Consider the following 22,724-nt stretch of genomic DNA (forward strand, 5'->3'; position numbering starts at 1 on the left):
TCGGTCGAATCAAGCGCGCCGATCCTCCAAGGCATTGCCCGGCTGCCGGGCCACCGGCCCCGGCGGACGTCGCGCCGGACCGTCGGTCACCGCGGCAGGCGATAGCCCGGCAAGTGTCCGATCCGCTCGGCCACCAGCGCCGCGACCCGGTCGAGCCCGTCCCCCGGCAGCGACGCGCTGGCGGCGAGGCCGTAGACCTCCCAGCCGACCGGGACGAAGCCGAGACCGAACCGCTCCGCCGCCGCACGCGCTCCCAGACCCGCATCGGCGGCCCCCGAGGCGATCACCGCCGCCACCGCCTGGTGGGTGAATTCCTCCAGCCCGTAGCCGACGATCTCGTCCGGCCGGATCCCGGCCTCGGCCAGCAGCCGGTCGAACCAGTCCCGGGTGCCCGAGCCCTTCTGCCGGTTGACGAAGCGGGCCTCGGTGGCCCGCAGGTCCGCCGGGCCGCCGAGCCCGAGCGGGTTGCCGGGCGCGACCAGCAGGCCCTGCTCGCGCTCGAACAGCGGGCGGATCCGGAAGGCCGGATCGGCGACGAGGTCCGAGAAGGGTAGTCCGGCGGCCGCCGGCCCGACTGCCCCGCAATGGAAGCCCGCCGCGTCGGCGCGCCCGTCCATGAGCCGGATCACCGCGTCCCGGCTGCCCATCACGGCGATCTCGGCCCCGCCCCAGAGGCCCAGCACCTCCAGCAGCAGGGGATCGTGGCTCGCCGCCACCGCGAGGCGCCGCGGGCCGCCGCGCAGGGTGGCGAGGCGGGCCCGCATCACGCGCGCCTCGCGGGCGAGCGGCAGGGCCAGGCCCTCGGCCGCACCCGCCAGGGCCTCGTGCAGGACGGTGCCGGCCTCGGTGAGCGTGGTGCCGTGGCCGCGGGTCTTGCGCACCAGCGGGTGGCCGACCTCGGCCTCGAGCGTCCGGACCCGCTCCCAGGCGGCGCGGTAGGACAGGCCGATCTCGCTCGCCGCCCCCTGCACCGAGCCGGTCCGGACGATGGCGCGCAGCAGCGCCGAGGCGTCGGCGACGGCGATGCGCGCCTGCCCGATCAGCAGCCAGCCGCCGAGCCCGAGCGCGACATCGAGACCCTCGTCGGGCGGTCTCGTCATGAGAAAACCACCGGCGCCAGCCTCCGCCCGTCCCGCTGCATGCCCATCCCCGGGCCGGGCCGCCGGCACCGCGACGCGATCCGGCCCGCGGCACGGCCTGAGTCTCCATCGGAAGCATACGTCCTATTGCGGCGTATGCAATGGCATCGTACCGCCGATGATCTCACGTCCGGAGCGTGGCACCGGCTCATGCCGGTCCGCTCCGCCCGCGAGGCCGCAGGGACGCCGACGCCCGCATGATGCATCCGGAAGTCCTCCACCCGACGCAGCCTCCGGTCCGCGCCCGGCCGACCGTGCCGTCCGAGGCCGTGGCGCCGGCCCGGGCGGGGCGGGCGTCGCCTCTGCCGGCGGACTAGATCCATGACGGGGGCCTGCGGGCCTTCCGGAGCGATGCCGGCTATCTCGGCCGCTCGATCGCGGCGCTCAAGCTCTACCTCACCCTGGTCGTCAGCCAGGACGCGGGCGGCGGCGATCCGGCACCGATCCTCCTGTCCTACGGGCGGATCGCCGCCTTGTCCGGCCTCTCCGACCCGCTGATCTGCGACGGCAAGAAGGCGCTCCTCGACCGGGGCCTCGTCACCACAGGCGGCGACCGCCCGGGCGGCACGATCGCCTACCGGCTGACCGGCCTGCGCCCGTCCGCCGCCGCGGCCTCCCTCGTCCATGGGGCGCAGCCCGGCGCCCCGATCGCCGCCCTGCACGGTCTCACCTGCCGCAAGGCGCTCCACCTCGCCGCGCTGAAGACCTACCTGCTGCTCTGCGCCTGCGGCCGCGACCCCGACGGCGTCGCGTCCCTCGACGTCGATGCCGCCTCTCGCCTCACCCGGACCAGCCACGTCAGGATCATCGCCGCGCTCGCCGCCCTGCAGCAGCTCGGGCTCGCCGAGGCGCTCGGGACCCCGTCGCGGCTCGCGGAGCACCGCCGGGTCCGCCTGCTGCCGCTGCGGTGATCCTGCCTGCGGAACCGGGACTCCCTTATGGACGGGCGGCGAGGGGCCTGCTACCACCCGGACCGGCCAGACTCCGTAGCTCAGCTGGATAGAGCAGCCGCCTTCTAAGCGGCAGGTCGTAGGTTCGAGCCCTACCGGGGTCGCCACTGAAACGCCCGCTCAGTCAATGACTTAGCGGGCTTTTTCTTGCCCTGCTTCAACCCAAGGCGTGTTGCAGCGGCTTGCAACACGAATCGTTGTTTTACAACGGGTTACGGCGCGGCGTAGGCTGCTCCACGCAACACCAGCGCAACACGTTGGGGCGCAAATTCCGACGGCAGACCCGCTCTCCGACGAGGGACGTCCAGCGGGCTGGTGAGATGCAGCTGCGGTGCATGCAGAGCAAGCCGCCGCTGCTTCCAATGAGCTTGGAGGCAACGGTGAGCTACCTGGCACGCGGCAACCCGCATGCCGGAACAGTATGCCTGGCCTGCGCCGCGAAGCGTGCTCTGGCTTAGGTGATCTCAGCTTGCCATAACTCAGTCCAACGCGACGCCGCCCCAAGAGCGGTGCGACAGGGAGGGTGTTATGGCCACGATCGAAAATTTATCCAGCGTGCCAGCGAGCGCTGTCACCCAGGAAGAGCAAAAGGTACTTGCAGCCACGCTCGTAGGCACGGGCATCGAGTGGTACGACTACTTCGTCTACGCGCAAGCAGCCGGCCTCGTCCTCGGCCCGCTCTTCCTCGGTCCGATAGCGCAGGACAATCCGGCTTTAGCGCAGATCTTGTCCTTCGCCACCATTGGCGTTGCCTTCCTCTTTCGGCCCCTCGGCGCATTGGTATGCGGTCACCTCGGCGACCGGTTCGGCCGCAAAGCTACCCTCGTCATGACCCTGGTGTTGATGGGTGCGTCCACTGCGCTCATCGGGCTGCTGCCGACCTACGCGCAGATCGGTGCTTGGGCACCGGTCTTCCTGATCGTGCTGCGCATCCTGCAGGGCTTCTCCGCCGGTGGAGAGTGGGGCGGGGCAGCTCTGATGGCGGTGGAGCATGCCCCCGTCCATCGTCGCAGCCTCTTCGGTGCTTTCCCACAGGTCGGAACGCCTGTCGGCATGATCGTCGCAACCGCGACGCTGCTCATCGTGACGACGTCAATGAGCCGCGAGCAGTTCATGGCTTGGGGCTGGCGCCTGCCGTTCCTGTTCTCCATCGTGCTGATCGTCGTCGGCTTCGTCATCCGCCGGAGCGTTGAGGAATCGCCGGTTTTTGAGGCGTTGCGCCAGCGCCGCCGCGAGGCATCGGCTCCCCTGTCGATCCTGTTCCGGCACCACGCCGGAAAGGTCCTGCTCGCGGCGCTCATCTTCGTGGCCAACAACGCGGCCGGCTACCTGCTGATCGCGTTCCTGATCAGCTACGGGCAGCGTGTTCTCGGCCTGCCGGCCAACAGCGTGCTCATCGCCTGCACCCTGGCCTCTTTCGGCTGGCTCGCCTTCACGCTGCTCGGTGGCTACCTGGGCGACCGCCTCGGAAATGTGCGCACGTTCCAGCTCGGCTACGTCGCCATGGCACTTTATGCCATTCCGATGTGGTTCCTGCTCGATGGCGGCGGCATCCTGCTGTTCTTCCTCGCCGCCTTCCTGCTCACGATCCCCCTCGGACTTTCCTACGGACCTCAGGCCGCTCTCTATGCCGACATGTTCCCGGCTAACGTGCGGTATTCCGGGGTATCGATGGGCTACGCCCTCGGATCGATCCTTGGCGGAGCATTTGCCGCCACCATCGCGCAATGGCTGATCGCGACCTACGGCCAGTCCTGGCTCATAGGCGGCTACGTCGCGCTCTTGTCCATCATCTCTCTCACGGCTGCTACCCTCGCCGGGAGGTCGGCTGGAAGCGGAGCGCTCCTCGGCGACACGGTTATAGCCTAACACGCTGGCCCCAGGTCCTGCTGCTGGCATCAACCGCTGAAAGAAGTGAGCAGCTTCGGCGGTTCGGTACCGCGTCGAAGCTGCCGTGCAGACGACTAAAGGCTATCCCCCCACGCATCATCAGATGCGGCTTGGGGGGCTCCCACAGGGCGTGCATCCACTTGGATTGCCCCTTTGATCGCTCCCCCCAACGTAGCTCGGAGCAACACATGACCAAGCCTCCCATCAAGGAGCCTCTGGCAAGGTGTCAGATCTCCGATGATGCTCCGCTTCGGCTGGCCGATGCCGCCCGCCTCGCCTTTCCGGCCGGCGGGATGACGGCTGCCAGCCTTCGCCGAGAGGCCGCCAAGGGGCGCCTTACCATCGAACGGATCGCCGGGAAGGATTTCACCACGCTCGCCGCGATCGAGCGGATGCGCGAGCTGTGCCGGCTGCCGCCCAAGGAGATCTCGCACGATGCAGCATCGGGCGGTGCCGGGCCGCCAGTTGGATCTCAGAGATCGCAGGGGGCATCAGGATCTCTCGCGATGGAGGCTCTACAGCTCAAGCTGAAAGCGCTTATGGGGCCGCCGCGGCCAACTCCAACCAGAGCGGCTGGCAGGCGCGCAAAACCGCGGCCAACGACCTGATTGCGGCCTCGAGTGGTTCAGGAAAGCTGCACGGCCCACATCCGAGATCTAACCCTACCCACCTCCGATCAATCAGCCCGGAGCACCTCATGACCAAGCTCCCCATCGGTATGCTGCCTCGAGGCCTTACTCGCGAGCAGGCGGCCGAGTACTGCGGTTGCGATAGCACCGAAGCCTTCGACGCATGGGTTCGGCGCAAGATCGTTCCGCCAGCGATGCCAGGCACCCGCCGGTGGGACCGCAAGGCAATCGACCGCGCACTTGATCGCCACTCCGGCCTCGTGGAGGCTGCCGGTCAGTCGTTCGAGGAGTGGGCGGCCCAGCATGCGGACTAGGCTCAGAGGCATCAACACGGTCTCGGACGGTCTCCTGAGCGGCGCCGGATCTAACCGATGCCGCGTGCCCGCAAGTCCGCCACCGACGTCCACCCAGCCGCAAGACCCGAGCCCATGGTCACGGCATTCCTTCTGCTGGCTCAGTACGGCGGCGCGGCCGTGATCTCGATCAGCCTCGTGTGCCGGGATTATTGCTCGCACCTGACGCCCGAGGTGCTGATCCGGAAGATCTCCGTCGGCGGGATCGCCTTGCCGCTGGTCCGGATCGAGGCGAGCCAGAAGGCGGCGAAGGGCGTACATCTGGTCGACCTAGCGCGGTGGTTCGACGATCGGGTTGAGGACGCACGAAGGGAGTACCGGCAGCGGTGTGGACGGCCTTGAGCAGTCATAATTCCCATCCGGGAGAAAAGAGATGTTCTCGGGCGTGAGGACGCGAAGGCAGCCGCTGCCAGCGAATGTAGCCTGAGCAGGCTTCGTGCCCGACCTTCTGCTGCTGCCTTAGCCTAAAGTTGCGCTCTGTGATGCCGCCTCGGAATGGTGAGGTAACCGGATCTTCTTCAATCGCGCCTGAAATACCCACTCGGCCGGTCACAACCGGGCTGTGAAGCCCCGCAGCACGGGGCGACGGGGGGTTAAATGGCGCAGCAGTATCAGTCTGAGATACGCCACAGCACGGTTCGCGATCTGCTGCAGAAGGTTAAGGACGCAAATTTCGGCTATTATCTCCGGCGCATGAGGATGACGAAGATTAGAGCTTTCGAGGGAGAGGCCGTAGATTTTGAATTCCCAGTTACGGCTTTGATAGCCGCAAACGGGGGCGGTAAATCTTCCATACTAGGGGCGGCAGCGCTTGCTTATAAAAATACGAAGCCAGCAATATTTTTTCCGAAAAGTTCCCTTGGCGATAATTCGATGGCAGATTGGGGGGTCGCCTTCGAACTAGTCGACAAAGGAAAGAATCTCCACCAGCTGATACCGAGAACCGCACGCTTCAAAAACAAAAAATGGGCTCGTGATGCCGTTGCTGAAAGGCCGGTTGTATATTTCGGTATTACAAGAACAGTCCCTGCTGGCGAGAGGACAGAGTTTTAGAAGCTTGCTAGGCCGACTTATCGACATTATGGGAAAAAGATTAGCATATCGAAAGATATAATCGATCATGTCGCTAAGATACTTGGCAAAGATATATCATTTTTCCAGGTCGCTGATCTAGGGCCGGGGAAAAGCTTCTATATAGGCGGAGACGGCATTGTAAGCTATTCAGAATTTCACTTCGGTGCCGTAGAATCTTCCGTTATTAGAATGGTTTCACTGATAGAGAATACGCCGAAGAATTCGCTAATACTTATTGAGGAGATCGAGAATGGTTTACACCCAGTTGCAGTGCGAAGGATGGTCGAGTATCTGATTGACGCTGCTGATCGTAGGTCCGTTCAGTCTGTTTTCACCACCCATTCTGAAGATGCCCTCTTACCGCTTCCGTCGGAGGCAATATGGTATGCAATCGAAGGCAAAGTACGACAAGGCAAAATATCAATTGATGCCTTGCGAGCGATGACGGGAAAAGTTGAAGAGGGTCTTGCTATATTTGTGGAGAACGATTTTGCAAAAAGCGTTGTTGAGAATATAATCAGAAGATTCACGCCAGATATTTTCGATATGATCGGAGTTTATGCTGTAAGTGGCCAGTCTCAGGCTTATAATATACATCTGCATCATATGCGCGATCCATCAGTGAGACAGCTGAAATCGATATGCATTCTTGATGGAGACAGCATTCATCAGGAGGATGTGGATCAAAGTATAATAAAACTCCCTGGAAATGTCCCAGAATCAGAGATATTCGATTATGTTCACGATAATATTGATCAGTTATCAATGCTTGTTGCAGCCGGACTTCACCTATCTCCAGAAAAAGACGAAATGGTGAAGAAGGTTGTTAAAGATGTTGCTCTGACAAACAGGGACTCCCATCTATTGTTCAACCAAATTGGTCAAAAAGCTGGTCTTATATCAAGCAACATAGTTGCATCAGCTTTCATAAATTTATGGATGCAGGCGAATATCGGAAAAATCGAACCGATTGCACGTATAGTTCGAAACACGATCGAACTCAAATAATCTGGCTTAATGTGCTTATGGTATGGGGTGGGCGGGTAAATCGACAGCTTGCCTCCCTCATTAACGTAGAGCTTCAGCCATTGGCAGCCTTGCCCTGTTCCGCCAATCCCGCGCACACCATCAGCCAGCCACCCGGCGGTAGGCCACCCGGTCATTATCCCGGTTGCGGGTCTTCTCCGCATGGTGGGCCCGGATAGCGCTGACGTTGATGGCCTCACTCGTCGTGCCGATCAGGATGCAATGGTCAGCTTCAAGGGAGCGGGTAAGACCGCCACATGAACGCTCCTACCCCTACCATCTTCGTCTGGGATCGCGGCCTTGCCAGTCTGTCTCTGGGCGTAGTGCCCTGCCACGGCATGCGCGAGCAGGAGTGGTGCGAGACCCACTACCGCTGCACCAAGTTTGTCGAACGGTTGGGCATGCAGGCGCACGCGGCGGGGTAGGACGCGCTGCGGCTGTTCGGCGTCGGCCCGGAGACCGGCGCGCTGTAGGGGGATTTCTGCGACGCCGCTGGCCCGTGACGTGACTGAGGTCACGGACGAGTGGATAGGGATCGTGAATGGGCGCGTGTTCCGGCTACATCCAGTGAAGTTGGTGGGCATGATCCCGGTGTAGGAGGCGAAGCGATGAAGACGGGAGGCAACCTGTTCCGCGAAGGCCTTCTCACCCCCCGAAGCGATAGACGCCGCGATCTCGGCCTACCTCTCCGATCCGTCGAAGCTGGCGGTAGTCTAGTGCACTGACGCCTTCAAAAGGTACACCGCGCATCGAAATTCACCGGCGAATGCAGGCGGTTAGCAAGCGCCTACGTGGCTCGTTCGTCGGTGTCAGTGCACTGGATCGGCGACAAGCGCCTCGACGGGGCGGCGGCCGTCTTAGCGAACGCCTACAGCACTGAGGTGCTGGCCCGGGAGGATGTGACGGCGCTGCAGCGGCGGAATGCGGTCAAGACGGCGATCCTGCCGGCACCGATAGGATGACAGATGCACTCAAAAATGCTCAAGATTGTAGTTGGAATGCAGGCCTTGCTTTTGATCTCTCTTGCGGGTGCCTACCTCCACCTTTCATCTCAGATAAGCAGGGCTGTAAACCGTGCAAATAGTGCCGAAGCGGCCTCAGAGGCGGCTTCTCACCGAATTTGGGAGATAACCGGAGGTAGGCAGACCGTGAAGTGCTCGCCAAGGTGACCTACCCCTTGCTAATCCGGCGCCAGGCTAAGTCATCGCCGGGGGGCGCACGACTTGTCCGGCCCGATAATCTTGTTGACCGGCTGGGTTGATCTGGGTTTTATGGGTAAGTAAAGTCGGTCGGCGGTCGTTCTTGAGATTGTTTTACGCGTCGCCAATCCGCAACCGATGCGTTAGGGATGTCTAGTATGGACGAGAGTTTCGAAGTTGTCGATGAAGATAGCGAGCCGTCGTTCGGAGACTGGCTGAAGGGAGAAATGCATAATCAAAATATTTAAATACCTGAGTTGGTAGCTAGAACAGGTATATCTTATGCTGGTATTTGAAATATTGCAAACAACAAGACTAAGGCACCGCGCCCTGAAACGCGTGATAAACTTGCAGCTGCCTTGAATAGGCATGTTCCTGAGGCAGTTGAACAACAAATTGAGAAAGATGCTATCACGGTCCCCGGTCTTTCATGGGCTGATTTTACTCCTAGCGATTTACAAACAATTCCGCAGCTAGGAGGTGTGTATGTATTCTATGATACTACAGATCGTCCGGTTTATGTTGGAATTTCTAAAACAAACGTCAGACGTCGCGTCAAAGATCACCAGACCCGTTTCTGGTTCAAGGATCCGCTTGTAGTAAGAGGGGCATTTCTAGAAATACCAGATCCTGAATTATGTGCAAAAATTGAGGCTATTTTGATTAAGTTCCTTGGTAAGCATGCCCTGTTGAATGTCAAAGGCGCCACAAAGGATCTTGATGATTAAATATTGCTGGACGAACTTGTGTTGCCGCCATCGCCATAGTGCACGGAGCGACTGGTAGAATCGCCTGCACTTCCGGATCCTCCCTAAAACCGCGTCGTGAACCGCGACAGGATAATCGCGGCAAGCGGCGTAGTGGCTGTCATCACGCGTCCTGACGTGAGCCTCGCGCCACCTCAGCCATCATCTCGCCCGCGAGCGGACGCTGCAATTGCAGCGCCTCCTCGGCCGGCGCTTCAAGCCACGTGCGCCACTCCTCCGCTGTGGTGAGCAACACCGGCATCGCCTTCGGATGGACAGGCCCGACCACCCCGTTCGCCTCGGTCATCAGAAACGAGAACAGGCGATGCTCCTCCTCGACGGGTTCGTCCCGTTTCGGCCCGCGCACGCCCGTCCAGGGCCTCCAGATGCCCGCGAAGGCGAACAGGGGCCGGCTCTCGTCGAGGGCGAACCAAACAGGTGTCTTGCGGGGCTTGGTGTCGGCGTACTCGCTGAACGAGGTTACGGGCACCAGGCAGCGGTGCGCTGGCTTGAGCCAGGGGCGCCAGTAGGGCGAGGCGACGTTGCGCACGTTGGTGACCGGCTGCGTGCCGACCTTCGGCGGTGGCGGAAAGCCCCAGCGCATCATCGTCAGCACCCGCTCACCATCGGCGACATGCACGACGGGCGCCATCTGGTCAGGGAAGATCCCGGGCAGCGGCGGCAGGTTGCCGGCCTCGTCGCGATCGACCGCGAAGGTGCGCCGGATCTCGTCCTGGGAGCGGGCGGAGCTGTAGAGGTTGCACATGGCCAGAACCGTAGCCCATCGGGCCTTCCCCATTCCTTGATACGGAGTGGGAGGACGGGAAAACATCCAATCTGGATAACTACCGCTATCGAACGGCGTGAACAGGGACGACGTGGCCGCTCGTAAGCTCGGCAGAGTATGGGCATTGGAGCTTCGTGTTCGCCACTCCCACTTTTACGTCTTGAGCGACCACGACGGCAGTTCGGTGAAATTCGATTCCTGCCTAATATTAAATTTATTGTTGATAATAATGCATTTTCGAAGCGGCATCAAAGTAATCGTCGTCGTTTTTGGGAGCTTCCCGTGTAGCATCCACGCTAGTCAGAATTGCCGCATGGTCAAGCAATCGAGCTCCGACAGAGAATCATAAGCAAAATTTTAATAAAATTAACCCATGTTCGCGCAGGTTCTACGATCTTGTAGATGTCGGTTCGATTGGCGGAACGAGTGATGGGTTTTAGAATTTTGTCGCCGAAGATCGGCACGACCCTTCAGGCCCTGCTCGGATCGATGGCCGTCCTGGTCGTAGTAGCAGCCGGAGCTCCGATCTACGGCGACATCTCAAAGCTGCGCGACAGCACCCGCGCGGCGCGCGTAGCCGACACTGGGTATGAGGTCTTCGCTGCACTCCAGAACACCCGTACCCAACGTGGGCCCATTCGCGTCGCCCTGGAAGCACGACAGCCCGCATCCGAGGCGCTTCTCGCGACGCTCGTCACAGCACGCCAGAAAGCCGACCCCGCACTCTCCCGCGTCGTCGAACTCTGCGGGCAGTTCGACTGCACGAGGGGGCGGCCTGAGATCGCCGCAGGCCTCGCCGAAAGTATCGCGAAGTTCTCCAGCTTGCGTGGAGAGGCTGACACCGCACTCATGGTGCCGCTGGAGAAGCGGCCCTCAGGCCTGAGCAAAGCTTACGCTGCCGCAGCCACCGACGTGATCGATCGGCTGGAGGCGATATCGATCGCCTTGGGCGAGGCCATCCGTATAGCCGACACAACGACGGCTGAGTTTATGGCCATCAAGCAAGCAGCTTGGCTTGCCCGCGACGGGGTTGGCCTGGAGCGCACGATCTTAGCCGAAGTGCGCAGCAAGGGCGAACTCACGCCGGACCTGGATCGCAAGATGGCCGAGCTGCGCGGCCGCGCGCTGGTGAACTGGTCAGTGCTCAACGAACTCGTCGCGCGGCCCGGGGTCCCGGCCGAGCTAGTAGATCTTACGAATGCGGCGAAGAGCGTGACATTCGGCACCTACGAGCGCGTGCGCAAGACAGCCTTTGACGATGCTGCCGCCAAGCGTGCCCCGGGCATCGGCAACGACGAGCTGGACCGCCTAGGCAATCAGGGTTTAGAAGCCCTTACTGCCATCTCGAATGCCGCTATGGCATTGGCGCGGCAGCACGCGCAGATCCGGCGTTCTGAGGCAACGGCAAGGCTTGCTGGTGGGGTCGGACTGCTTGCCGTTGCGCTCGTCCTCACCCTCGTCGGGTTCGTCATCGTGCGCTGGCGGGTGATTGGCCCGATCGGACGGATGACAAAAACGATGCGCCGCCTTGCTAGTGGCGATCTCGCAGTATCTGTCGAGGGCACCGGGCGCCGCGACGAGGTCGGCGAGATGGCCGCCGCCGTGCAGGTGTTCAAGGACGGCTTGATCCGCTCGCGGGAACTGGAGGAGGAGACTGTGCTCGCCCGCGCCTCTGCCGAGGAGCAGCGCCGCGCCGGCATGCGTCAGATGGCCGACGCCTTCGAGCAGGCAGTTGGCAGCATTGTCGGCCAAGTATCGGCTTCGGCGGTCGAGCTCCAAGCCACAGCTCAGACCATGACTGCGACCGCGACGCAGACCGCCGCGCAGTCCACTGCCGTGGCGGCCGCTGCCGGGGAAGCCTCATCGAATGTGGGCACCGTGGCCGCGGCGGCGGAGGAGCTTGGCGCCTCAGTCCAAGAGATCGGCCGCCAAGTCGACAGCTCGGCCCGCCTCGCCCAGGCCGCCGTCGCGGAGGCCGGGCAGACCGCCCACCAAGTCCGTGCGTTGACCGAGGCCACCGCACGCATCGGCGACGTGGTTGGGCTGATCTCGTCGATCGCCGCGCAGACCAACCTGCTGGCGCTTAACGCCACCATTGAGGCAGCCCGGGCCGGGGCGGCTGGCCGCGGCTTCGCCGTGGTGGCAGCGGAGGTGAAGGAGCTCGCCGGCCAGACCGCGAAGGCAACCGAGGAGATCACCGGGCAGATCGCGGCGATCCAGGCCTCCACCGGCCAGGCGGCTGGCGCAATCGGCAAGATCTCCGCGCGGATCGAGGAGATCTCGAGCGTGGCGACCTCGATCGCCGCAGCGGTGGAGGAGCAGGGCGCGGCGACGCAGGAGATTGTGCGCAACGTCTCCCAAGCAGCGGCCGGCACCGGCGAGGTCACTGGCAACATCGCCGGGGTGGCGAGTGCCGCGGAGGAGACGGGCGCTGCGGCGAGCCAGGTGCTGGGGGCTGCAAGCGAGCTGTCGCGCCAGTCCGAGTACCTCTCGGTCGAGGTGGCGAGCTTCCTCGACACCGTGCGGGCGGCATAAAAGGCAAAGGCGTGGCCCGTGATCAATGCACTGCGGACACGCTCGGTACTTCACTCAACCGCGTCGTGAACCGCGGTGTGCACATCTCGAACTACGTCGACCAGGTGCGCTTCTCGACGAGCCCCGCCCGCGCCGGAACCACGACACCACGCCTGAACCATCTGGGGATCGAGGCGCACCTCGAATGCTCGGCTACCGGCTGCGCCAGCACTAATGACGCCACCGCTGCGTCTGGTGCCGCCCCTGGTGTCGGCTCGGGACGTTAATCCCTTCAGATCCGTTGACGGCAAGACACGCTTGACCTGCGTGCTCATCACGGTAGAAATCGCGGTGACAGCCGAGACGTCGGACGTATCACGTCCGATCCTCATTCACTGAAATCGGCACATGTGTCTTTAGGTCATCAATGGCGACGCCCCGTCGTCTTACGATCGTCACTGGCTTCGTGCGACGCAACGGCGACTGATCTCTCGTGCTCAGGAGGCGACCATCCCCGAGGCAACGATGTCGAGCGTGCCCTCGCGGCCGCGCGCCCTCGCCGGTCTAATCGCCACCACCGTGCTTCTGCCGCTGATCATCCTGCTCGTGGGCCTGTGGGAGCGGCAGCGCAGCGCCGACGACTGGGCCGAGTTCGCGGCCGAGCACGATCGCCTCGCCCGGGTTGTGACGGATCTCGAGGCGCGCACGCCGCGCGATGGGCGGCCCGACTACCGTCTGCAGTTCCGCCACGACGGCAGGAACTACGGTGGGCCCCTCGCCGTGCTGAAGGCGCGCGAGGCCCGGGACGGGGCCGGAACGCTCGTTGCGGTGATGGACTGGCGCCGGTGGCTGCCGCCGGTCGCGATCGCGGGCGGGGGGATCGCCGCCGGGCTCTCCTTCCTCGTGCTGCTGGCCGGGGCGTCCCTCGCGCGGCTCGGGCGCGGCTCGCGCGACGCGCTGGTGCGCGGCTTCTCGCTGGTGCGCCGCGTGCTGCCGACGGTGCTCGCGGCCCAGATCCTGGCGGCGACCGCCGGCTTCGTCGCCGTCGTCGCCTTCGAGGCGGGACTGCTGCTCCAGGGCGGCCTCTCCAGCGACGGGATGAGGCTCCTGGGCGCCGCCGCCATCGTGGTCGGTGCCACGGTCCTGGCGGCGGGCGGTGCCCTCCTCGGCCTGCGCCGTGCGCTCGACGCCTTCGAGCCCAACCCACTGCCGATCCTCGGACGGCCCATCGCGCCCGCTGAGGCGCCGGGCCTGTGGCGTCTCGTCGAGGGGCTCGCCGAGCGGATGGGAGCGCTGAAGCCCGAGGCCATGGTCGTCGGTCTGACGGAAGGGTTCTTCGTCACCGCCGGGCCGGTGGTGCTGGAGCCCGGCGGCGCGCGGCTCTCGGGCCGCATCCTCTACTTGCCGCTGCCGCATCTCGCCCTGATGCGCGGCGACGAGGTCGCGGCGATCATCGCCCACGAGCTTGCCCATTACGCCGGCGGCGACACCGCCTACAGCCAGCGCTTCCTGCCGATCTATGCCGGGGTCGCGCGCTCGCTCGACGCGGTGGCGGCGCGCGAGCGACACGCCCTCGGCCTGCTCGGCCCATCGCTGCGGCTCGGCCGCTTCGTGATGGAGCGCTTCCACCTAGCCGTGCGGCACTGGAGCCGGGTGCGGGAGTTCGCTGCCGACGCCGCGGGAGCAGGCGTGACCTCGAACGAGGCGGCGGCGCGGGCGCTCCTGCGCAGTGGCGCGGTCGCCCCCCGCATCGCCGAGACCCTCGCCGCAGCGGCCGAGGCGCCGGACGCGGCACCGCCCGACCTCGTGGCCGCCGTGCTCGCGCGCGCCGTCGCCTGCGGCCTCGACGACCCGGCTCTCCACCTGGAGGCCGAGCAGGCCCACCCGACCGACACCCATCCGACGACCCGGGAGCGCGTCGCCGCTCTCGGCCAGGCGCTCGGCCCAGACCTCCTGAGCGCCGCCGCCCTCACTCCGCCGCCCCACGCCATCGGACAGCTCGCCGCCTACTTCGCCGACCCTGCCGGCCTGTGCCGGGCAGCGAGCGCAGACTTCCTCGGCGCGATGCGCGAGCGCGACGCGGCGTTCCGTGCCCATCTGGAAGCGACCGCCGCCGAGGTTGGTACCGAGGAGCGGGTGCTGCGTGCGAACTACCGCCCCCGCGGCTTCGTGCTGGCGGTGGCCGGCGGCCTCTTCGCCGTGGTGGCCCTGGTCGTGGCGGTGCTCGGCATCCCCGGGATCCTGCCTCGGGAGGCCAACGTTATCCTCGCCACGGCGCTCGGCATTGCCATCCTGATGGGCGGGGCCGGAGCCTTTGTCCTATCGCGGGGCGAGCCCGTCATCCTGGTTCTGAAGTCCGAAGGCCTGGCCGCGCCTGGGCTCGACCGGACGATCGCCTGGGACGACATCGCCGACCTCGACCTGACCGGGAACCATAGCGGCATCGTCATGCGCGTGCTGCTGCCGCCAGCCGTGCCCTGGCCCGAGCGGCGACGTGGCCGCCCCGTCGTGAAGCTCGATCCCAAGCGCCGCATCGTCACGCTGCCGCTTCCGATGCCACGCGGGATGAACCCGCAGGGCTTCGCCGATCTGATCGCCACCTACCAGGCGGCAGCGCGAGCCCGGATGATCCTCGAGGGGACCACGCCCGCAACCGAGCCCGCCTAACGAACCGCGAGAGGATCCATGACTGGAACGCCTGAGAACACCTCGTCCTACCGCCCTGACGCCCTGCGGCTGCCGCCCCGCGAGCACGGATGGATCAACACCTTCTGGATCTTGTTCGGTGTGGTGGCGCTCGGGGGCATCCTGGTTGCCTGTGCGATCTACACGGCGCCGGCCGTGATGTCGGACTGGCAGGTCCGTGCCGCGGCTCAGCCCGCCACGAACGCCCGGGTGAGCGAGGGTAAGTGCAGCGCCAAGCTCGTCATCCACATCTGCGACGCGACCCTCGCCCTGCGCACGCCCACCGGAACGGTGACGCGGCGGGTGAACTACGTGTTCACCGGTCTCCATGCCGGTGACTACCGCGTCGGGGTGATGGCCGACCCGGCCCGGCCGGACCTCGTCACCACCGATCTCGGCCTCGAACGGCTCTGGAACCGGACGATCACCCTTCTGGTGGGCATGGGTGCGATCGCGGCCTGCATCTTCGGGGCGCTGCTCTCGCTCCTCCGCAATCGGCGCACGGCATAATCCCAGTACTGGCGGCTCGTGACGGCGAAAACGAGACTGCACGGCGCACGCCCCATTGAGCGCTGAAAGATGCGGCTGCTCACCTCTGGTCGGACGCGTCCGATAGGGGTTCATCATGAGGAGTTCGGACACATGATCATCTGGTCGGGCTGGGGCATGCTCTCGGCGCTCATCGCGGCGGCGGGCCTCGTCGGCAGTGTGCTCCTCGATCCGGCGCTCGCGCGCACCGGTATCCCGACGCCGACCGGGGTGGTCCTCGTCTGGATCGCTGCAGCGACCTTCAATTGGTGGCTCGGCACTCGGCTCAACAACCGCCCAGGTCGCGAACTCGTCGATCCGCGCACGGGACAGATCGTGATCCTGCGCCGGCGCCACACCTTGTTCTGGATCCCGATGCAGTACTACTCCGTGCTCATGGTGCTGCTCGGCGCGCTATCGGTGCTCGGCGCCATGCATGGCAGCTCTCCTGGACGCAAGGCCGGCCAAGCCGCACGGGCCTCTGTCCCCGCTGCCGGCGCCCTGATCCTCGCTGCTTTGCCGGACACAACGCCTCCCGCGTGGCCACAAGAGCGCCGCGAAGCCGGATGGACGTCCATGAGCGGCAGAGGCTGAATCAGCGTGCGCTCCGCCTCTCGCCTTCCGGAACGCTGGTTCAACCTTGTTCTCTGGCTCATCGCCCTCGCGTTTGCGGTCTTCCTGATCGGTCTGGGGTCGCTCGTGGTCGGCGACCTGCCACAGGTTGAGCAGCGCTACACCCTGGACCAGTTCCTCGACCGTGATCCCGCCGCGGCCTCGGCCGAGAGCCTGAAGCGCCTCCAGCGTGAGCAGGAGGATGTCGGACGTCGGGTCGAGCAAGCCCGCCTCGCTCTCGAGGCGGCGCAGTCAGCGTCCCGCGCTGCCCGCGAGACCTTCGGCAATTGGCTGCAGACCCGTGATGCGACCCAGCGCGTCGATCAGGATCCAGGCCTGATCGCGCGTACGGAGCAGCTCGACCGGCTCAAGGCGGGCGAGCGTGCGGTGGAGGAGCAACTCGACGATCTGAACAGGTCGATGCTGGCGCTCGCCGACCAGGAGACAGCGCAGCGGCGGATCGACCAGGATCTTCGTGCCGCCGCACAGGAGAGGCTCGATACCGCCGAGCGGGGACAGGAACTGCGGGTCTTTGCCTATCGCTTGGCACTGACCCTGCCGCTGCTCGCCATCGCAGGCTGGCTCCTGGTGAAGCGGCGGCACACGCGCAACTGGCCGTTCGTGTGGGGCTTTGCCCTGGCCGCAGCGTTCGCCTTTTTCGTCGAGCTCGTACCGTATCTGCCGAGCTACGGCGGCTACGTGCAGTACGGGGTTGGCGTCGTCCTAACTCTGGTCCTCGGCCGCGCCGCCATTAACGCTCTGCAGGCCTATCAGGAGCGGCAGCGCGCGGCGGAAGCACGACCAAACGAGGAGCGTCGCACGCACATCGCGGCCGACCAAGCGCTACAACGTCTGGCCAAGCAGGTGTGTCCCGGCTGCGAACGGCCGGTGAACTTGGCGAACCCCGAAGCAAACTTCTGTCCGCACTGCGGCATCGGCCTGTACGAGCGATGCTCCTCATGCAGTCACCGCAAGAGCACCTTCGAGCGATTCTGCTACGCCTGCGGGGCACCGAACCAAGCCGATGTCAGCGTGTAAGCCTCGCACTGCAAGCCAGGCCGCGTGAAGGGAAATGGATCATCGACCAGAAGTCGGTCCGGCGACAGTGAGCCTGTGGCAGCCCATATGGTATCTGGCGCGGAGGCCCAGTGATGGAGCCGTCCTGGCGCACCAGTGGTCAGCTGACGAGCTCGCGGTTGATGATGCGACACCGGCCCGGCGGTTGAGTGAGGTGAGGACGGCGATCCTGCTGGCGCCGCTGGGGTGACACAATCAATCAAATATTACAGAAATGCGCCCAAATATCGAGTGCGCAACCCACTCACCTCCGGCAGGCTTATGCTGCCTACTTCAAGATGAGGGGTGCGCCCACGCCGATCAGCTCCACCACGATCACAACCTAGGCGTGGGTGCCTTCTTTCTCCATCTTATAACGGCTACCTAATCCGGATCGCCCGCCCCCGTCTTGGGTTCAGGGGACTACATCCCGCCAAGCAGCATACTGATCGATCGGATCGACAACCGGCTGGGGTATGTCGACCGTCTCGACGATGACCTCCCCGTTCGGTCGGACGATGACACGGACCACTGGCAGGCCGGCATCCTGGACCGCCCGGATCGCTCGGGTGATGTCGGCTTGGGTCACAGGCGCTGCGCGGCGGCCCATGGTTCAGAGCTCCTCATGTGCTGTGGCGATTGCAGGCGGCGGGCATCCGGAAAAGAGAGGGTGAGGCGGTGAGGCGCAACCCACGCAGGGCCTACGATGAGCAGGGCCGCGAGATCGCGCCGCCGACCGTGGGCGATGCCAGGGCTGAGGGTGAGACCACCGCCGCCGTCACCTGCCACAGTTGCCGCCGGCACGTCATCATCACCACAGACCGGTTTCCGGCCTGGCTGCCATTCCCCGACATCGCCCTGAGGCTCCGGTGCTCAGGCTGCGGCAGCCGCGACGTGTCGGTCATGAAGGACATCCAGGCGCACTATGCGCATGCCCACGCCGAAACCGGGTGGCGCATGTAGTCGGCCGGCCCGCTGCCAGAGAGCTACAGCGTCGTCGGTCTGGACGTGCCGTGGCCGGATCGGTGGAGCGCAATCAGCAAAAGGCCCGCACCGGGGTGAACCGGGCGGGCCGAAGGAATTTGGAGTTCCAGTGCGCCTCTCGACGCAAGCTGAATGTGCCTGGCGGCAGAGGCTGCGTCGTCCCTCAGATGAGGGATGCAGCCCGGAACGAAAAGGCCCCGCTCGGCGGCTGCCGGCGGGGCTGAAGGCGGGCTTCTGGGGACCATGAAGATCTGCCGGACAACCAACCGGCTGCCTCGCGGTTCCAGCCTTAGTCGTTGGCGCCGCTCGCCATCATGGCTATTTCCCTGAGCCGCACCCCGGCTCCGATCATCACGGCGCCGCGCCAGATCTCGACGTCCGCCGCAGGGATGCCCCCAGCTATCAGCCCCGCCGCCGCAGCCGACAGTCGCCGGTCGAGCTCCATCTCGGCGACTACGACCGGATCGTGGGTCGTGCTCCGAAGTCCGACCGCGGCCGCTGTGTCCGCCAGTTCGCGCCCGGCGGCCATGCCCTCGTCGATCAGCATCTCGCGCGTCGCCATCAGTAAGGGCCCATCCGACGAAGGGTCTCGACCCGTTCAAAGTGGGTCCGGTCTCGCTCCTGGTTGTTCGCGGCGATGGCTTGCGTCAGGGCCGCGCGGACCTGCGCCTCGGTCAGGTTCGAGCCGCTGAGGTCGAAGCTGTAGGAGCGGGCGTCGGTCATGGCCGGGTTCTGGTTCGACGGCGCGCCGGTCATCGCCACCGGGATGCGCCGGCCGTCGGGCAGCGGCACGAAAGCTTCCGGCCCGCGCCCCTCGCCAAACAGCGCCAGCTGAGGCGAATTTGCGATCCCGCCGGTGGCGTAGCGATGGAGCGGCAGTGCGCCCCCGCTGGTCATGATCCCGCCGTCGGCGAACTTCGGCATCCAGGACGAGGCGCCGCCCAGCAAGCTGCCGAGCAGCCCTGCGCCCCCGCTCTTGCCGCCGCCGAAGAGCAAGCCGCCGAGCATGTCCGTGCCGACGTTGATCGCCTTGTCGGCGAACCGGTTGAGCACCTGAGAAAATGCGGTCGCAGCCGTGGCGCCTCGACTGAGGCTCGAGACCACACCGCCGAAGGTCTCTTGGAAGGTTGCCCGGCCTTCCTTCAGCATGTCGATCTCGCGGATCCGGCCGATCGCGGCCTGCGCCGGATCCGAGGTCGTGTCGCCATAGGCCGCGCGGACCCGGGCGAACGCGGACTGGTCACCGGCGGAGCGGCCGAGTTGCTCGCGCTCGAATTCGAGATCTCGGCCGAGGCGGGTATCTGCAAGGGCGCGGTTCGCCGCGGCCATGCCGCCGGCGACGCGCTCGATCTGGGCTCGGTAGGCATCGGTGACGGGGATGCCTTGCCGCTCGGCGTCCGCCAGCATCTGCTGCGCCCGCGTGGCGGCGTCGTAGGCCTCGCCGTTGCGGCCGAGAAGGCGGTTCGCGATCTCGAGGCTCTGGCGCTCGCTCTCCAGCCGGTCCGTGCGCGCCTTCTGCGCCTTCGCCAGTTCCGTGGCCTGCGGCGTCGCCGTTAGGATCTTGGCGATGTAGTTCTGCGTCTCGGCCGGCAGGCGGCTGATGTCCCCGCCCACGCTGTTCACGCGGCCCGGGCCGGCGTTGTAGTCGGCCAGCGCCAGGGCCTCGTTGCCCTTCCGCCGGTCGAGGGAGCGCCGGAGGTAGAGCGCCGCGGCGTCGATCGACTGCTCCGGGTTGATCGGGTCGATCCCGTACTCCGCCGCGGTCTTCGGCATGAACTGCATGATGCCGATGGCGCCGGCCGAGCTGCGCTTCCGACCCGAGACGACCCGGGGATCGAAGTTGCCACTCTCCTGCGCCCCCACGGACGCCAGGAAGCTCGGGTCCAGCCCCTGCGCGATGGCGGCCTGGTAGATCCGATCCCGGTAGGCGTCCGGGACGTCACGAATGTTGGTCCGGTAGCTGCCCGTGGTCTAGTAGGTGGTCTTCTGGAGGGTGTCGAGCTCGACGCTCCGGGCCCGCCGCAGGCCCGCGAGCTCGCGGCTGTCCGCGGTGCGCTCCAGCTGGTCGAACCTGTCCTTGATCTCCGCTGCGGCCTTGGCCGAGGAGGAGTAGCCGACGGTCTTGTTCGCGGGGTCAGCCGCCCGGTTCATCGCGGCCACGGCCTTGCTGCCGAACTTGTCCACGTCCTCGGTGAGGGCCTGGAACGACCGGCTCAAGTTGCCGACGGCCGTATTCGCGTTGTAGAGGCCGACGATGTCGAGGTTGAACTTGGCGGGTTCGGCGATGGCCTTTTTGAGTTGCTCGATATTGTCCTGGAGCTTCTTGATCTCCGCCTGGTCCGGCTGGGTCGAGCGGATCGAGTTACCGATCGTGATGGAGTTGCGGGCCGCCTCGCGTTGCTCCTGCTGCTGCCGGATCTTCTCCGCCTGCGCCGACAGCTTGTCGAACGCCGACTGGGCCCTCTCCACGTCCTTGGATGAGAACAGGCCGAAGCCACCCTCCGCCGCGACCTGGGCATTCTCCAGGGTGCGCCGGGCCGCCGCGATCTGCTCCTCGAGGGAGCCACCGGTAACAACCCGGTCGACCTGTCGCCCGATCTTGTCCCAGATGTCGCCGATCGTGGTCCCGACGGTCTCGGTGACGCGGCCCCACCCCGACATGGTGTCGGTCGCCTTGGTGAGGCTGCCGGAATAGGCCTCCATCAGGGCGCGCTGCGCGCTGAGCTGGTCGCCCTGCGCCTGGAGCCGCTGGATCGTCTCGCGGGTCGTGTCGTTCAGGAAGCCGAGGCGCTCATTCAGAGCGTCGGCGCCCTTCGTCGGGTCCGCGAAGGCCTCGGCGAGCATCCTCGCGGCGTCGGGCACGTCCTGCCCGGTCGTGGCCGCGAAATCCTTGGTGGTGCGGATCAGGCCCGTGATCGTCTCGGCGCCGATGCGGCCGGTCGCGGCGTAGCCAGTCGCGAGCTCGCGCGCCGATCTGGTCGAGACGCCTCCCGCGCTGGCGTTCGCCGCGGCGAGCTCTGCGATCTGGCCGGCCGTGACGCCGGAGGCGCGCCCGACGCCGAGAAGGGCCTTCTCGGTCTCTCGCTGCGACGAGGCGTAGGACATGCCCGCGGCGGCGGCCGCGACGCCAGCGGTCGCCAGGGCGCCCAAGGCTCCGCCTGCGATCCCGACACGCGCTGCCAGGCCGGCGGCCGCCTCCTGCGCGGCTGCGAACGCGCCCTTGATGCTCGCGCCGCCTGGGCCGGCAAAGACCTGCGCGATCTGTGGGCCCTGCTGCAGCGCCACCGTTGTAAGATTGGAGCCGCTCCCGAGGCTGCTGACGATGTCGCTGCCCTGGTACAGGAGGTTCTGGATCTGGTCGCCGCGAAGTCGGTTGTTCGAATTCGCCCCACCGCCCGCCGCCGCAGCCCCATATTTCGCCTGGATCTTAGCGATTGCATCCGCGTAGGCGCTCGCGCTGATCTTGCCTTGCTGGTGTGCACGGTCAACCGCCGCGGTGGCCTTCTCAAGCTGCACCTGTGCTCGGTAGGCGTCATCCACCTTCTGCCGCACCCGATCGTACGCGGTCATGGCCGACAGCTGCCGGCGGGCCGAGGTCTCTGTGGCGATCGCGATCCCGTCGACGGATTTCGCCGCGCCGTCCGCGGCCTGGCCGAGGGCCCGCACCTTCGCGGTGGCCTCCTCGGTGCCGAGGGCGCGAGCCTCGATGCTGATGGTGCGAACGGTGGAGATGCTGACCATGGCGACTGCCTCTCAAGGGAGGGCGCCCCCGGTGGCGGCACGCTTGGCGGTCGTGCGCCACCGGGGGCGTCGTGCCGGCCACGCCCCTAGGACCAGGGGCCGCTCGGCTCAGGGTGTTGTTCCGGGCACCGCCCTGTGGCCCGCGCCAGGGATGCATGGCTAGGGATGCATGACCCAGCGGTCCTGCCGGGACCAAGACGGACCGGCGGGAATTCGATCAGGAGGCGCGACGCCTCAGCAGCAGCCTTCAGGGCGGCGAGAGGTCGGCGTCAGGGCCGAGCGTCGGCCCCGTCCATCTCCTCCGCCAAGCGCTCCAGGTGCTCCCGCAGAGCCTCGGCCGGCATCAGGCGCCCTAGATGCGCTACGCCCGCGGCGAGCATCGCCAGGCCGACCACCCTCGCGTCGATCCCCGGGCCGATCAGGCGCTCCCCGGCGATGACGATGCTGTTCATGGCGTGCCGCAGGGCGGGGTTCTGGTTGTCGTTCACGGCGGGCTCCTGCTCGTGAGGCGCGGCGCGGTCGACGGGGATTTCGCGACAGGCTGCGCGAAAATCACAACAGCTTGAACCGTCAGGGAAAACAGCCTGGAAGCACCCCTCCCGAAACGAGGGCTCTTGGATTTTTGACACGGGAAAATTCAGGTTCGGCCACAAAAAATGCGCGCGTAATACCCATTGCGGTAAATGCCCCTCAACCTCCCAGACTTTCGACCCTACCCCTCCCCCTCGACGTCAGGGGCGGTCCCGGTAGGCATCCGGCCCAGGAATGGTCCAGGCTGGCCGTGGGCGGGCTCGGTGGTGCGAGGGGTCCC

20 protein-coding genes and 1 tRNA gene are annotated in these 22,724 nt (G+C 65.5%); 15 read left to right on the forward strand and 6 right to left on the reverse strand.

What is annotated here, in order from left to right; all coding sequences use genetic code 11:
* Nucleotides 1-86: 86 nt before the first annotated feature.
* Nucleotides 87-1,100 carry a substrate-binding domain-containing protein gene (locus DK412_RS08795; RefSeq protein ID WP_109971643.1) on the reverse strand — a complete coding sequence of 338 codons (1,014 nt, stop codon included), beginning with the start codon at nucleotides 1,098-1,100 and terminating at the stop codon, nucleotides 87-89.
* 512 nt (nucleotides 1,101-1,612) lie between these two features.
* Between DK412_RS08795 and DK412_RS08800 the strand changes: the two genes are divergently transcribed.
* The 9 genes from DK412_RS08800 (at nucleotide 1,613) to DK412_RS30915 (ending at nucleotide 8,988) form a co-directional block, all read left to right on the forward strand.
* Nucleotides 1,613-2,050 (forward strand): hypothetical protein, encoded by a 438-nt coding sequence (locus DK412_RS08800; RefSeq protein ID WP_109971644.1) that lies wholly within the window; start codon nucleotides 1,613-1,615, stop codon nucleotides 2,048-2,050.
* Between the two features lie 69 nt (nucleotides 2,051-2,119).
* Nucleotides 2,120-2,196: transfer RNA gene (locus tag DK412_RS08805), tRNA-Arg, on the forward strand.
* A 421-nt stretch (nucleotides 2,197-2,617) separates the two neighbouring features.
* Complete coding sequence (locus DK412_RS08810) at nucleotides 2,618-3,958, forward strand: MFS transporter (protein WP_109971645.1); 1,341 nt, start codon at nucleotides 2,618-2,620, stop codon at nucleotides 3,956-3,958.
* A gap of 209 nt (nucleotides 3,959-4,167) precedes the next feature.
* A complete protein-coding gene (locus DK412_RS30910; RefSeq protein ID WP_245447491.1) occupies nucleotides 4,168-4,587 on the forward strand; it encodes an excisionase in 420 nt (139 codons plus the stop codon).
* A gap of 89 nt (nucleotides 4,588-4,676) precedes the next feature.
* Nucleotides 4,677-4,922, forward strand: a complete 246-nt coding sequence (locus DK412_RS08820; RefSeq protein WP_109971646.1) for a hypothetical protein — start codon at nucleotides 4,677-4,679, stop codon at nucleotides 4,920-4,922.
* 114 nt (nucleotides 4,923-5,036) lie between these two features.
* Nucleotides 5,037-5,303 (forward strand): pyocin activator PrtN family protein, encoded by a 267-nt coding sequence (locus DK412_RS08825; RefSeq protein WP_109971647.1) that lies wholly within the window; start codon nucleotides 5,037-5,039, stop codon nucleotides 5,301-5,303.
* A 255-nt stretch (nucleotides 5,304-5,558) separates the two neighbouring features.
* Nucleotides 5,559-6,014 carry an ATP-binding protein gene (locus DK412_RS08830; RefSeq protein ID WP_109971648.1) on the forward strand — a complete coding sequence of 152 codons (456 nt, stop codon included), beginning with the start codon at nucleotides 5,559-5,561 and terminating at the stop codon, nucleotides 6,012-6,014.
* 210 nt (nucleotides 6,015-6,224) lie between these two features.
* Nucleotides 6,225-7,043 carry an AAA family ATPase gene (locus DK412_RS08835; RefSeq protein WP_109971649.1) on the forward strand — a complete coding sequence of 273 codons (819 nt, stop codon included), beginning with the start codon at nucleotides 6,225-6,227 and terminating at the stop codon, nucleotides 7,041-7,043.
* Nucleotides 7,044-8,619: 1,576 nt separating this feature from the next.
* The gene (locus DK412_RS30915; RefSeq protein ID WP_245447493.1) at nucleotides 8,620-8,988 is read left to right on the forward strand and encodes a GIY-YIG nuclease family protein; all 369 of its coding nucleotides are present in this window, start codon (nucleotides 8,620-8,622) and stop codon (nucleotides 8,986-8,988) included.
* A gap of 142 nt (nucleotides 8,989-9,130) precedes the next feature.
* On the opposite strand, the gene DK412_RS08845 is transcribed toward DK412_RS30915, so the two are convergent.
* The gene (locus DK412_RS08845) at nucleotides 9,131-9,772 is read right to left on the reverse strand and encodes an SOS response-associated peptidase family protein (protein ID WP_109971650.1); all 642 of its coding nucleotides are present in this window, start codon (nucleotides 9,770-9,772) and stop codon (nucleotides 9,131-9,133) included.
* 423 nt (nucleotides 9,773-10,195) lie between these two features.
* Here DK412_RS08845 and DK412_RS08850 point away from each other — a divergent pair, with 423 nt between their 5' ends.
* The 6 genes from DK412_RS08850 to DK412_RS08885 all read left to right on the forward strand — a co-directional run bounded on the left by DK412_RS08850 (nucleotide 10,196) and on the right by DK412_RS08885 (nucleotide 18,151).
* A complete protein-coding gene (locus DK412_RS08850; protein WP_245447499.1) occupies nucleotides 10,196-12,328 on the forward strand; it encodes a HAMP domain-containing methyl-accepting chemotaxis protein in 2,133 nt (710 codons plus the stop codon).
* Between the two features lie 504 nt (nucleotides 12,329-12,832).
* Nucleotides 12,833-14,974, forward strand: coding sequence for a M48 family metallopeptidase (locus DK412_RS08860; protein WP_245447501.1), 2,142 nt, complete (start codon nucleotides 12,833-12,835; stop codon nucleotides 14,972-14,974).
* A gap of 18 nt (nucleotides 14,975-14,992) precedes the next feature.
* Nucleotides 14,993-15,502 (forward strand): hypothetical protein, encoded by a 510-nt coding sequence (locus tag DK412_RS08865; protein WP_109971651.1) that lies wholly within the window; start codon nucleotides 14,993-14,995, stop codon nucleotides 15,500-15,502.
* Nucleotides 15,503-15,634: 132 nt separating this feature from the next.
* Nucleotides 15,635-16,114 (forward strand): hypothetical protein, encoded by a 480-nt coding sequence (locus DK412_RS08870; RefSeq protein WP_109971652.1) that lies wholly within the window; start codon nucleotides 15,635-15,637, stop codon nucleotides 16,112-16,114.
* Between the two features lie 6 nt (nucleotides 16,115-16,120).
* Nucleotides 16,121-17,170 (forward strand): zinc ribbon domain-containing protein, encoded by a 1,050-nt coding sequence (locus DK412_RS08875; protein ID WP_109971653.1) that lies wholly within the window; start codon nucleotides 16,121-16,123, stop codon nucleotides 17,168-17,170.
* Between the two features lie 696 nt (nucleotides 17,171-17,866).
* Nucleotides 17,867-18,151: a hypothetical protein gene (locus tag DK412_RS08885; protein ID WP_245447503.1), complete on the forward strand. Its 285-nt coding sequence runs from the start codon at nucleotides 17,867-17,869 to the stop codon at nucleotides 18,149-18,151.
* A gap of 310 nt (nucleotides 18,152-18,461) precedes the next feature.
* Here the strand turns inward: DK412_RS08885 and DK412_RS08890 are convergent, their stop codons facing one another.
* The 4 genes from DK412_RS08890 to DK412_RS08905 form a co-directional block, all read right to left on the reverse strand.
* Nucleotides 18,462-18,734 carry a hypothetical protein gene (locus DK412_RS08890; protein WP_109971655.1) on the reverse strand — a complete coding sequence of 91 codons (273 nt, stop codon included), beginning with the start codon at nucleotides 18,732-18,734 and terminating at the stop codon, nucleotides 18,462-18,464.
* A complete protein-coding gene (locus tag DK412_RS30600; RefSeq protein WP_204165597.1) occupies nucleotides 18,734-20,119 on the reverse strand; it encodes a lytic transglycosylase domain-containing protein in 1,386 nt (461 codons plus the stop codon). Before DK412_RS30600 ends, DK412_RS08890 begins: the two co-directional genes overlap by 1 nt.
* Before the next feature lie 24 nt (nucleotides 20,120-20,143).
* On the reverse strand, nucleotides 20,144-21,913 hold the full coding sequence (locus tag DK412_RS08900) for a phage tail length tape measure family protein (RefSeq protein ID WP_109971657.1): 1,770 nt from the start codon (nucleotides 21,911-21,913) through the stop codon (nucleotides 20,144-20,146).
* Between the two features lie 269 nt (nucleotides 21,914-22,182).
* Complete coding sequence (locus DK412_RS08905; RefSeq protein ID WP_109971658.1) at nucleotides 22,183-22,401, reverse strand: hypothetical protein; 219 nt, start codon at nucleotides 22,399-22,401, stop codon at nucleotides 22,183-22,185.
* Between the last annotated feature and the right edge of the window lie 323 nt (nucleotides 22,402-22,724).

The sequence above is a fragment of the Methylobacterium sp. 17Sr1-1 genome (assembly GCF_003173775.1).
Classification (GTDB): domain Bacteria; phylum Pseudomonadota; class Alphaproteobacteria; order Rhizobiales; family Beijerinckiaceae; genus Methylobacterium.

What these genes read in the sequence shown, in the direction of transcription:
- DK412_RS08870 (WP_109971652.1), top strand. Translation starts at nt 15,635, where the DNA reads ATGATCATCTGGTCGGGCTGGGGCATGCTCTCGGCGCTCATCGCGGCG.
- DK412_RS08845 (WP_109971650.1), bottom strand. Translation starts at nt 9,772, where the DNA reads ATGTGCAACCTCTACAGCTCCGCCCGCTCCCAGGACGAGATCCGGCGC.
- DK412_RS08830 (WP_109971648.1), top strand. Translation starts at nt 5,559, where the DNA reads ATGGCGCAGCAGTATCAGTCTGAGATACGCCACAGCACGGTTCGCGAT.
- DK412_RS08890 (WP_109971655.1), bottom strand. Translation starts at nt 18,734, where the DNA reads ATGGCGACGCGCGAGATGCTGATCGACGAGGGCATGGCCGCCGGGCGC.
- DK412_RS08865 (WP_109971651.1), top strand. Translation starts at nt 14,993, where the DNA reads ATGACTGGAACGCCTGAGAACACCTCGTCCTACCGCCCTGACGCCCTG.
- DK412_RS30910 (WP_245447491.1), top strand. Translation starts at nt 4,168, where the DNA reads ATGACCAAGCCTCCCATCAAGGAGCCTCTGGCAAGGTGTCAGATCTCC.
- DK412_RS08850 (WP_245447499.1), top strand. Translation starts at nt 10,196, where the DNA reads ATGTCGGTTCGATTGGCGGAACGAGTGATGGGTTTTAGAATTTTGTCG.
- DK412_RS08810 (WP_109971645.1), top strand. Translation starts at nt 2,618, where the DNA reads ATGGCCACGATCGAAAATTTATCCAGCGTGCCAGCGAGCGCTGTCACC.
- DK412_RS08825 (WP_109971647.1), top strand. Translation starts at nt 5,037, where the DNA reads ATGGTCACGGCATTCCTTCTGCTGGCTCAGTACGGCGGCGCGGCCGTG.
- DK412_RS08860 (WP_245447501.1), top strand. Translation starts at nt 12,833, where the DNA reads ATGTCGAGCGTGCCCTCGCGGCCGCGCGCCCTCGCCGGTCTAATCGCC.
- DK412_RS08795 (WP_109971643.1), bottom strand. Translation starts at nt 1,100, where the DNA reads ATGACGAGACCGCCCGACGAGGGTCTCGATGTCGCGCTCGGGCTCGGC.
- DK412_RS08900 (WP_109971657.1), bottom strand. Translation starts at nt 21,913, where the DNA reads ATGGTCAGCATCTCCACCGTTCGCACCATCAGCATCGAGGCTCGCGCC.
- DK412_RS08820 (WP_109971646.1), top strand. Translation starts at nt 4,677, where the DNA reads ATGACCAAGCTCCCCATCGGTATGCTGCCTCGAGGCCTTACTCGCGAG.
- DK412_RS08835 (WP_109971649.1), top strand. Translation starts at nt 6,225, where the DNA reads ATGGTTTCACTGATAGAGAATACGCCGAAGAATTCGCTAATACTTATT.